Origin of the sequence: Pseudomonas sp. NFACC13-1, assembly GCF_900104425.1 — a bacterium.
In the GTDB taxonomy this organism is placed as follows: Bacteria; Pseudomonadota; Gammaproteobacteria; order Pseudomonadales; family Pseudomonadaceae; genus Aquipseudomonas; species Aquipseudomonas fluorescens_AA.
Window position 1 is genome coordinate 20104 of sequence record NZ_FMXV01000008.1, and the last position, 10859, is coordinate 30962.

7 protein-coding genes are annotated in these 10859 nt (G+C 58.8%); 1 reads left to right on the plus strand and 6 read right to left on the minus strand.

Annotation, left to right across the window (positions count from 1 at the left end):
• Nucleotides 1-42 precede the first annotated feature (42 nt).
• Nucleotides 43-1248, plus strand: coding sequence for a cytochrome P450 (locus BLQ55_RS12650; RefSeq protein WP_092254102.1), 1206 nt, complete (start codon nt 43-45; stop codon nt 1246-1248).
• 39 nt (nt 1249-1287) lie between these two features.
• Here BLQ55_RS12650 and BLQ55_RS12655 read toward each other — a convergent pair whose 3' ends face one another.
• The 6 genes from BLQ55_RS12655 to BLQ55_RS12680 all read right to left on the minus strand — a co-directional run bounded on the left by BLQ55_RS12655 (nt 1288) and on the right by BLQ55_RS12680 (nt 10638).
• Nucleotides 1288-1902 (minus strand): glutathione S-transferase family protein, encoded by a 615-nt coding sequence (locus BLQ55_RS12655; RefSeq protein ID WP_092254104.1) that lies wholly within the window; start codon nt 1900-1902, stop codon nt 1288-1290.
• A 67-nt stretch (nt 1903-1969) separates the two neighbouring features.
• Nucleotides 1970-3493, minus strand: a complete 1524-nt coding sequence (locus BLQ55_RS12660) for a class I adenylate-forming enzyme family protein (protein WP_092254106.1) — start codon at nt 3491-3493, stop codon at nt 1970-1972.
• Nucleotides 3494-3646: 153 nt separating this feature from the next.
• Nucleotides 3647-5002: a DUF1329 domain-containing protein gene (locus BLQ55_RS12665; RefSeq protein ID WP_092254107.1), complete on the minus strand. Its 1356-nt coding sequence runs from the start codon at nt 5000-5002 to the stop codon at nt 3647-3649.
• A 47-nt stretch (nt 5003-5049) separates the two neighbouring features.
• Complete coding sequence (locus BLQ55_RS12670; protein WP_218130111.1) at nt 5050-7542, minus strand: efflux RND transporter permease subunit; 2493 nt, start codon at nt 7540-7542, stop codon at nt 5050-5052.
• Nucleotides 7539-8621, minus strand: coding sequence for a WD40/YVTN/BNR-like repeat-containing protein (locus BLQ55_RS12675; RefSeq protein WP_176814207.1), 1083 nt, complete (start codon nt 8619-8621; stop codon nt 7539-7541). Before BLQ55_RS12675 ends, BLQ55_RS12670 begins: the two co-directional genes overlap by 4 nt.
• Nucleotides 8622-9018: 397 nt before the next feature.
• Nucleotides 9019-10638: a DUF1302 domain-containing protein gene (locus BLQ55_RS12680; protein WP_176814208.1), complete on the minus strand. Its 1620-nt coding sequence runs from the start codon at nt 10636-10638 to the stop codon at nt 9019-9021.
• Nucleotides 10639-10859 lie beyond the last annotated feature (221 nt).

The following is a 10859-nucleotide window of genomic DNA, read 5'->3' on the forward strand; positions in this document are numbered from 1 at the left end:
ACCACAACAACAAAAATCAACGTCCTGATAGAGGAAGCAACGATGACCACCGTCACCCGCCCCACTCACGTTCCGCAAGACCGGCTTTATGACTTCGACATGTTCAATGTCACCGGTACGCAAGAACCGGTTGATAACCTGCATGAAGCCTACGCAAGCCGCCTGCACGAGCAAGCACCAGACGTGTTCTACACGCTGCACAACGGCGGCCACTGGGTCATCACTCGCTACGACCCGATCAGCGAAGTGGTGCGCGACCCCGAGCATTTTTCCGCCTCGGAGCAGCAGATTCCGCGCATCGAAAATCCGCCGGTGTTCATTCCCCTAAGCCTCGACCCTCCGGCCAACCTGCCCTATCGCCAGGCGTTGATGCCGCATTTTTCGCCAAAGAATGTAAAGGCGCTGGAGGAAAAAATCCGCTTCTGGGCTAACCGCTTGATTGACGAGGTTCAGGAAAACGGCAGCTGCGAATTCACCCAATCGATTTCATCGGCGTTTCCGGTGTCGATCTTCATGGAATTGATGGGCATGCCCCTGGAGCGGCTGCGCGAGTTTCGCGAACTGTCGGACCGCTTCTTTTCCACCAACGTCCAGGCTGAACTGCACGCATTGAGCGGGCAGATCATCGGCATCATGACCGAGTTGATCGAGGCCAAACGCCAGGCACCCGGTGATGACCTGATCAGCTACCTGCTGGGTGTACAAATCGAAGATCGGCCGATCCGCCAGGACGAAATTCAGAACATGTGCTTCCTGCTGTTTCTGGGCGGTATGGACACCGTCGCCAATGCAACCGCCTTCACGTTTCGCCAACTGGCCCAGGACCCGGCCTTGCAGGCACGGCTGGTCGCCGATCCGGCCCTGATTCCGGCCTTTGTCGACGAGGGCTTGCGTTGCTTTGGCATCATCAGTACACCGCGGATCGTGATCAAGGACTGCGAACGTTTCGGTGTGTTTTTCAAACAGGGTGACATGGTGCTCAACCTGTTGCCGATTTCCGGACGTGATGACCGGCGCAATCCGCAACCGCACACCTTCGACATCGATCGCACCAAGCGCGAGTCGCTGACCTTCTCCACCGGAGCCCACTTGTGCCTTGGGCATTTTCTGGCCCGCGCGGAGATGCGCATCCTCACCGAGGAATGGCTCAAGCGCATTCCCGCGTTCAAGGTAGCGGCCGATCATCGCCCACGCTATCGGATGGGACTGGCCTTGGCGCTGCTGGATTTGCCCTTGCAATGGAATTGAAAGCAGCCCTTCGGCAGCACCCGCCGCCGAAGGTTTGCATCAGGCGCCGTAGGTCCGTGCTCGTATAAAGGCGGGACGGGCCTTCAGGCGTTGCAAGTAAGCGTTGACCTGTGGCGGATACTGCTCACCCAGGGCAAACATCTCGCCCAGCAACAGGCCATAGCCAACCGAAATATCCGCTACGGTGAGCTCATCCCCGCACAAGTAAGTACCGGATTCCAGCGCCTGCTCCAGCACCTGCAGTTTGCGCAGCATCTGCGCACGGTAATCTTCCGACACCGCAGGAATGCGCTGTTCACGGGGAAGAAGCATCGAATAGCGCAGCGCCGTTGACAGCGACACGGTCAATGCCGTTTCGCCATAGAACGTCCAGTCCAGCATCGCGCCGTACAGCAACGAGCCACTGTCTACCAGGCAGCGCCCCTCACCATAGCGGTTGGCAATGTACAACAGCATGGCGCCTGATTCGCGCATCCGCGTTTGGCCGTCCACCAGAAACGGAACCGTGCCGTTGGGGTTGGTTTCCAGGTATCCGGGCTGTTTGAGTTGCGGCGGAAAAGCCACCATCTCGACCTCCCGCGGCACATCGAGCTCTTCGAGCAGCCAAAGGCAACGCAGTGAGCGGGTGTCCTTGCTGTGATAAAGGGTGATCATCGCAACTTTCCTCCAGACGATAGAAGCCAGCCTCGCTCAAAGGCAAGGCTGGTGTGACGACGCAGGATCAGCGAATCCGTGGCAGATTCAGGTGAGCCTCGGCAAACTGTTCGCGCAACAACGGTTTGGCAATTTTGCCGGTGGCCAGGCGCGGCAGTGGTTCAGGGATGCAAACCATATAGCGTGGCACCTTGTAGCTGCTCAAATGCGTCGTGCAATGCTGCAGCAACTCGGGAATATGGCCCGAATGCAAGCCATGGACGATGGCCAGCGGCGTCTCGCCAAAGTTGTCGTCGAGGGCTGCGATCACCGCCACTTCCTGGACACCCGGGTACTCTGCGATCACCCGCTCAACCTCTGCGGCCGAGATATTCAATCCGCCGGAGATGATGATGTCCTTGATCCGATCGAGCATGGTCAACAGACCTTGCTCGTCGAGCACCCCTAGATCTCCCGTGCGCACCCAGCCATCGACGATCGTCACGGCGGTGGCCTCAGGGTCGTCCCAGTAACGCACCATGGTGCCGGGGCCTTTGACCACAATCTGGCCCGGCGTATGCGGCGGGCAGAATTCACCGTGTTCATCAATCACCGCAATGCGGGTGTAAATCGAACCGCGTCCGCATTTTTCCGGGTGGGTAATCGAAGCCTGGTCTGTGTTGAAGGTTGCTTGCCCACCGACCTCGGTCTGGCCATACAGCTGACGCAGCAGCACGCCTTTGTGCGACCAGGCTTCCAGCAATGTCCGCGCCACCCGCGCTCCACCCACCAGGCAGTAATAGAGACTGCTGAGGTCAGCATCACGAAAACCTTCGCAGGCTGCCATGCGCTCGAAAAAAATCGGGGTGCCCATCATGGTCGAAATGCGCTGAGTCACGATTTTGTCCAGCGCCACTTCCGCGTCAAACGCTTGCTCCAGGAACACCGTTCCGCCGTAGGCCAGGTATTGCGTCAAGACCACGTAGCCCGCCGACGTGCACAACGGCGCGAACAGCAAAATCCTCGGTGCAGCAAAAGCGCCAGGACGCGCCAGGCACGAGTCGGCGATGTAGCCGGATACCGTCCGATGTGACAACACCACCCCCTTGGGCCTGCCCGTCGAGCCACTGGTGGGGATGATGACAAGCTCAGTGTCCAGGCCTATGCCGTGAGTGTGCGTTGGAACGGCGGGAACAACGTTGCGCAGACTGTCCAGTGCCGACAGATCGACAGCTTTGCCTCCCGGCATCTGATCAATGAGTTTGGCGACCAGTTCGCTTCGCTCTTCATCATGGAAAATCACTTTTGCGCGATAGCGCTCTACCAGCAGGTAGGACGCCTCACTAAAGGTGAAACGCGGATTGACAGGCGCCAGGATCGCTCCAGTGAGCATTGCAGCCTGGCTTAGAATGACCCACTGCAGTGAGTTACCCGCCATCACCCCGACCCGGTCACCCGGTTCCACACCCAGACTCGCGAGCCATTGGGCAGCAGACTCGGACCAGGCGCGAAGCTGGGCATAGGTGACCTGCTCGCTGCCCACCACTAGCGCGGGGACCTCTGCGCGCTCAACCGCCCACCAATTGAGGGTCTCGATAAGCGTACCGGACATTATTATTGCTCCTCAAAGGCGCCCTTCGCGAACGCCGTGTTGCCAGAGAATAGGGTTCCATATGCCCGCCCCTGCCGGACGCGAATTGCAATTCGGCCGGCGGGCCAAGCGGCACCTGAAGTACTTGCATTTCAACGTGCCAACGCAGTCTGTCTAGCGCGTGGACGTACCGGCGATACCTTTCGGGGTGAACATTTCCGGACGACGCACATCCTTGTAGAACTTCACTTCCGCAGGCTGGCCGTTGGACTTGCCCAACCAGGTAAAAGCATAGTTGCCACGGTTGAAGTCGTAGAAGCTGTAGCTACCGTTGGACACACCACCGATGCCGGTGTATTCAAAGATTGGATAGGTGTAACCCACTCGATACAACGCGCCGCTATGGTCATAGCCTTCGGTCGCCAGCACCAGCCAGGTGTCTTCGTCCAGGAAGTAACGACGCTTTTTGTACGCGTGGCGGGCATCGGGTTTCAGATCAGCCTCGACCACCCAGACACGGTGCTTCTCCCAGCGAATGAAATCCGGGTTGAGGAACTTCTTGCCCAGCACATCGGTGTAGTTGGCCTGCAAGGTCTTGTAGCTGTTATACGGCAGGATCATTTCCTGGCGACCCACCAGCTTGTAGTTGAAGCGGTCCATACGCCCGGAGAACAGGAACACCTCGTCGTAGAACAGGGTGCCACCAAAGGCCGACGAAGGAATGTCGTAGGTGTAGTTCGGGGCGACCCGGACACGCCGCTGACTTGGGTCGAAGAACCAGGCCAGGGTGCCGCCGGAGCCATAGTCGAGGCGCTCCTTGCGCAGCTGCGAGTAGCCGGCGACGTTCACCGGTGCGCTGGTGACGATGTTGGCCATGTCGGTCAGACCAGCGTTGTCGGCGCCTTGCAGTTGCGGCTCGTACATCACGTTGGCCTTGTGCATGGTGCCTTGCGAGAGGTTGGAGATATTCCCTCGCGAGTCGATCATGTAGGAGCCCGCGGTGAGCTCAAGGTATGGAATGTAGGTGAAGTAACGGTTCCACAAGGCTTCGTAGCCTGTCTTTGGCGCCGGGAACGGCACACCGGCAAAGGCGTTCTCGATCTTGTCACCCTCGACAGCCCCACCAAGCTTGGCCTGGCCGGCATGTTCGGTGGTGGCTTTCAGCACGCTGTCGGGCCAGTGCATGCTGCGGTGAGTGGGATACACATCGATGCGGTACTCGGGGAAACGCTCGAACAGTGCCTGCGTCCCCGGGGTCAGTTGATCCTTGTACTGCGCGAGGTTCTGCTTGGTAATGCTGGCGACCGGCTTATCGGCGGCATACGGGTCGATGTAGTTGCCACCGCCGGCATAACCTGCAGGCGGCGTCGTCAGGCCACCGGTGTACGCCGGAATGCTGCCATCGGCGTTGCCTTCCTTGATCGCGCCGAACACCGTCATCTCCTGTGCGCTGACCTGGGCGGTCGCCAGTACCATGGCAGCTGCAAGACCCAGGGTGGTCAATCGCGGTATCCAATCTCGCTTTGTCATTTTTATTCTCCGGTTTACGCGTTTGTTTTTGTTTTTGATCGTGGATGTCACTGAACTTCAGGCAGTTTGATGCTGTGTTCCGAAACCGCGTGTTGCTGCCCTTCTCTTTCCCCCTCCCTGCCTTTGGCTAGGTTTGAGATTTCGGTTTTGCCCAGGCGGGAGTGCGAACGCTGAAACTGGCCCGACAGCAGGAAATACGAGAGTGCCGGGATCAAGACCAGGGCGCCGATCATGTTCCAGAGGAACATGAAGGTGAGCAGCCAGCCCATGTCTGCCTGGAACTTGATCGGCGACCAGATCCAGGTGACCACCGCCACCGACAGGGTGACGCCGATCAAGGCCACCACCTTGCCGGTAAAATTCAGGGCGTTGCGATAGGCCTGCGCCAGTGGTACACCGTCACGCAAGTGGGCCAGTTGCACACTGAGCAGGTAGAGCGCGTAATCCACGCCGATCCCGACACCCAGGGCCATCACCGGCAAAGTCGCGACTTTGAGGCCTATACCCAGCCCCACCATCAATGCCTCACACAGCACCGTGGTGATGATCAGCGGAACCACCGCGACCAACACCGCCCGCCAGGAACGGAACGTCACGAAGCAGAGCAGCACCACCGCCAGGTAAACCCAGAGAATCAGGCGATAGTGCGCGTGCTTGACCATGTCGTTGGTCGCAGCCTCGATACCGGCGCTGCCAGCCGCCAGCAGAAACTGACGATCTGCCGTGTCATGTTCGCGGGCATAGTCCTGCGCCATCGCCACCACCCGCTCCAGTGTTTCGGCCTTGTGATCAGCGAGGTAGGCGATGACCGGTGCGACCGAATAGTCGTCATTGACCAGGTCCGGGTAGGTCACGGCAATCTGCGAAATGGCGTTGGTCGTCATCAGCTTGTCACGGGGGATGCTCATCCACTTCGGGTTGTTCTCGGAGTTTCCGGCGGTGAACAGTCGCGTCAGGCTGCCCAGCGAAACCGTGGTCTGTACTCCTGGCAAGCGGCGCAGGCGCTCTTCCAGGCGGTCCATCTCAAGCAAGGTTTCGAAGCTGTTGATCTTCCCGGAAGGCGTCTTGACGATGATTGCGAACTGGTCGCTCGACAGCCGGAAATTGCGGTTGATAAAACCGTTGTCCTGGTTGTAGCGCGAGTCGGCACGCAACTCCGGCGCACCGGGATCAAGGTCGCCGACGCGCATTTCCCGGCTAACCAGGTAACCCCCAGCGACCAGCAACAACGAGATGCCCAACATGATTTTTGCCGGCCCTGGCTGGGTAAACCGCACCAGAAACTCCAGACGGCCAGTCGCCTCGTCTGCCTGCAGGCTGCGCGCGGCAGCTTTAGGCGAGACACCGGTATAAGACAACAGCACGGGCAGCAGGATCAGGTTGGTGAAGATCAGCACGCCTACGCCGATACTGGCCGCGATGGCCAGGCCCTGGATCATCGGAATATCAATCATCATCAGCACGGCGAAACCCACCACATCCGCCAGCAGTGCGGTCAGCCCTGCCAGGAACAGACGTCGGAAGGTGTAACGCGCGGCAACATAGGGGTGTGTGCCACGACCGATATCTTGCATCACACCATTCATTTTCTGGGCGCCGTGGGAGATCCCGATGGCAAACACCAGAAACGGCACCAGGATCGAATACGGATCGATCACGTAGCCCATAAGGTGGAAAATGCCCAGCTCCCACGCCACCGCAGCGATCGAACACGCGGTAACCAGCAAGGTGCTGCGCACGCAGCGGGTGTAGGCAAAAATGATTGCCATTGCGATGAACGCTGCGAAGACAAAGAACCCCATCACCTTGCCCAGACCGCTGACCAGGTCCCCGATCAATTGCGCAAAACCGACCACGTGGACGCTGATACGGTCGCTGTCGAACGCGCGTATCTCGTCCAGTCGACGCGCAAATTCCGCCGAGTCCACCAACTTGCCAGTATCCGCGTACTGCTCCAGCAGCGGCACGAACAGCATGCTCGACTGGCCATCGCTGGCCACCAGCGTACCGTTGAGATTGCCTCGCGCCACATTTCGTTTAAGCAGTTCCAATGAGGTCGTCGAACCGTTGTAGTCGTCGGGCATCACTGGTCCACCGACGAAACCTTCGTCGATGACCTCGGTCCAGCGCACTGCCGGCATCCACAAGGACTTCATGTAAGCCCGGTCTACTCCAGGCAGCAGGTAAATTTTGTCGTTGATCTGCTTGAGGGTCTCCAGGTATTCGGCGTCATAGATGTCGCCTTTTTTGTTTTCCACCACCACCCTGACGGCATTGCCAAGACCGCCCAGAGAACCGGCATTGGCGAAGTAATTGCGAATAAACGGATGGGACTGCGGAATCATCTGATTGAAGTTGGCGCCAGTGGTCAACTTCGATGCCTGCCAGCCTAGAAACAGCGTCGCCAGCAATGACAGCACAATTACCAGGGCGCGCGAGTTGAAGATCGTACGCTCCATCAGGTCGCCAGTGTTGCGGTCGAAATCGGCGAAATGGGTGACCACCGGCATATTCTTGAGGCGCGATACCACGACTTTCATGGCTGCTCACCTCGTTGCACTTGCAGGGTTGTCAGAGGATCCTCACGCAGGCCCTGAATGCCGGCATACAGGGTTTTGTCGGCAAGCACCGTGGCATCGGTGTACAGCATCGGCGCACGGGTCTTGCGTAGGGACATCTGGCTGAGATCGGCCGACAGGACGAGCACTTCGCCTTGAGCCGTCAATGCAAAAAAACCTTGCTGCAACGGGTTATAGCCAACCCGCGTGACCAGTTGCTTCAAGGGGCTGCGCAGTGCGCTCCAGGTCTCGCCCTGGTCGTGGCTACCATAAAGAACGCCCCCCAACCCGCCAGCAACGATGACCCGGTCATGGCCGGCGATGCTGAAAAAAGACCCCGTGTGCCCGGTGTCAATTCGGCGAAACTGGCGAGTGTTGACGTCGGCCTTGAACACAATGCCCTGCTCGGAGGTGATGAACAGTTGATCCCCCACCTGGGCAATGGCATTCAGGTGCAAGAACTCCGGGTTATCGATTTGCTGCAGCGCCGGGCGCCAGTGCTTACCGCCATCGTCGCTGGCCACCAAGGTCCCGAAGGGCCCCACCGCCAGTCCGTGAAGGAAGTCGACAAAATGCACGGCGAAAAACGGCAGCACCGGGCCTGCCGCGAAATTGGTTTCAAGTTGCTGAACGAAACTGTCGCGGACCAGGGGATCAAGCCCGGTGCTTTCCTGGTAGTAGTGCTTGAACTGCGTGAGCAACTGACGGCCATCGAACTGTTTGCGCCAGCTTGAGCCACCATCGGTACTGATCAAAATCACACCATCCTGCCCCACCGCCCAGCCCAGGGACGGGGTGAGGAACGACACATCAAGCAGATCGGAACTGACCGGCACCGCCACCTGGCGCCAGTGACCGCCGCCATCACTGCTTTGAAGAATGACACCGCGCATACCCACGGCGACCAGATTGTCACCCGCCCGTGCCATGGCTTGGATCGGCAAATTGGCAAGATCGTCAGCGTGTTGTTCGGCAGGGGTGTCCAGGGGATCAGCAAAGCCTTGAGCGCACACCAGCGGCACACCGTTGCAGGCCGCTGTCAGGCACAACGCCAATGTCACACCTGAGCGTCTGAGCGAGCTGGCGCCATAGCGCAGACGCGCGATTTGTTTTGTGATGAGCCGCCACATACAGGAGTCCTTCTTCTTATTGGTCTTCTCGGCTCAGTCTCTAACGGGCCAAGTGGTTGGCTTCGATTCTAGAGACCTGAGCAGGCATGCCATCGTCGGATACGACGATATTGGCGCAGCCTGACCAAGGATTTTCGATCCACAGCCAAAGGCTCTGGGACGTGGGTGCGAGGGGAGCTTTTCGATTGGATGGGTTTCTTGTAGAAGCGAGCGTGCCCGCGAAAAACCTGAACGCGCTGCGGTATCGTTGACGCCCCGCGCGCGCTGGCTTCTGCAGATATACAAAAAAAGCCCTCGGAGCGTGAGGGCTTTGCAAGCAGGCAAAAAGTCAGAACACGGTTTGCGCGGTAATCGATACCCAGTCACGGTCGTTGAGCATGTAAGGGCCGTTTCCGCTGCCGTAAACCTCCTGCCCGGCTGGCGTCAACGTGGTCGCGCCAGTGTGCGCACGACTGCCGATGTACTCGATCTTCAGTGTGTGCTTGGCCAGATAAGTCGCCGCGACACCGATGGAATACCTGACCGAACCTTGAGCGGTACCACCGAGCATGCCAGGGTTACCATCAAGGCCCACCGTCAGGCTGGTCGGCATACTCATGTTGATGCCGGGTGCGACCTGGTTCCATTCCGGTGTGAACGACAGCGCCAACGCCGTTCCGTTGCGGGTCGAACAGCCGTCCCATTTATCGCCCGCGCACCCGCCGTAACCTTCACCGTTGTACAGCGAACGATTTTTCGAATCGACCGACAGCACACGCGAGTACGCCACTTCAGCGATAAACGTCCCGCTCTCGTACAAAGGCGTGGAACCCAGCGGCACCAGCACGTTGGCAATCACGTTCATCACGTTACCGGTGGCGCCGGTTTCGGGATCATCGGCCACCACACCAGGTGTCGTGTTGAGCGCAGTGCCGTCGCGGTAAGACACTTCCATGCCCAGGCTGCTGTCACCCAGCGGGGTATCGAGGCTGATGCCGTAGAGGTTGACATCCTGGTTGTAGGACAGGAAGTAATTCGGCGCCCCATTTTGCAAGCGCAGCAACGGTGCCCACGGTTGTACCTCATCAAGCTTGCGGTAGAAGAAACTCAGAGTGGTGTCCGGGGTGGCCTGCCAGGTAGCGCTCAGACCAAAGTTATCGTTGATTTTATCTGCTCGCCTGCTCGAACCACGGGGAATGCCAAGCATGCTGTCCTGACCGCTGAACAGGAAATCCGCCGGTGCCAGGAAGGTGCCACCCTGAGGCAGTACGTTCTCTGCGCGCTCCAGAAAGTACTGGAAGCCGACCGTAAGCGACGGGTTCAACTGGGTACTCAGGTTCACCTGGTTGCGTGGAATGAACAACGCCTTGGCCGGGGTGCCGGGCGACGCGGAACCGGCGATCCCGTCGATGGCACCCTGGGAGTAGGAGATGCTCTGGTACGGGAAGAACAACCCATTGCCCCAGTACTGCGTATTGCGCCCCAGGCGGGCGGTGTAATAGTAGTTGTCGAAGGTGTCGGAGTACTGCACAAAGGCGTCGAGCAATCTACCGCCGGAGATGTAGTCGTGCTTCACGCCACTGCGATACTTGCCGTTCGAGTAAGCGGCAATCGACTGGTAGGAGACACCAGGGGCGTAGTCGCCCGGATGGCTGTCGACATTGTCGTCGTAGGCAAAGTCGTGCCAGCCTTGCGCCGAAACCCTAAAGGCAAACTTGTCGTGATAGCTGCCGCCCAGCTCGGTCAGGAGGCTGAAGCGGTTGGTGACGACATCGCCACGGTTCTTGAATTTGTAATCGGACTCATCGTACGCCGGGTTGTTGCCAATCTTGTTATCGACGTCCCGCGCACGAAAGCCCAGGTTGTACGTCACGGTGTTATCAAAGTACCCGTTCCACTCACCGGCCTGGAAAGTGACCGCCTGAGCGGTGGTGGAACAGATTGCAGTGATCACTACGGCAGGCAGCATGGGCAGCCGCATCCGCGCGTTGCAAGACTCTCTCCGACTGACCTTCATCAGTGGCACTCCTTTTGTAATTATTCTTGGAATCTCGATGCTCACCCCGTCTGGACGGATGTGATGCGTATGAATGTCCGAGTCTCGTACGCCCGTGTCGCCCGACTTTCCCGCCAGTCGAAAGCACGACCCAAACAGACCATTCAACGCTACGGTATCGTTGCTGCGAGCCC

Excerpts from the sequence above, each read along its gene's own strand:
- BLQ55_RS12660 (WP_092254106.1), bottom strand. The coding sequence starts at position 3,493 with ATGTCCGGTACGCTTATCGAGACCCTCAATTGGTGGGCGGTTGAGCGC.
- BLQ55_RS12650 (WP_092254102.1), top strand. The coding sequence starts at position 43 with ATGACCACCGTCACCCGCCCCACTCACGTTCCGCAAGACCGGCTTTAT.
- BLQ55_RS12665 (WP_092254107.1), bottom strand. The coding sequence starts at position 5,002 with ATGACAAAGCGAGATTGGATACCGCGATTGACCACCCTGGGTCTTGCA.
- BLQ55_RS12680 (WP_176814208.1), bottom strand. The coding sequence starts at position 10,638 with ATGCTGCCTGCCGTAGTGATCACTGCAATCTGTTCCACCACCGCTCAG.
- BLQ55_RS12670 (WP_218130111.1), bottom strand. The coding sequence starts at position 7,542 with ATGAAAGTCGTGGTATCGCGCCTCAAGAATATGCCGGTGGTCACCCAT.
- BLQ55_RS12655 (WP_092254104.1), bottom strand. The coding sequence starts at position 1,902 with ATGATCACCCTTTATCACAGCAAGGACACCCGCTCACTGCGTTGCCTT.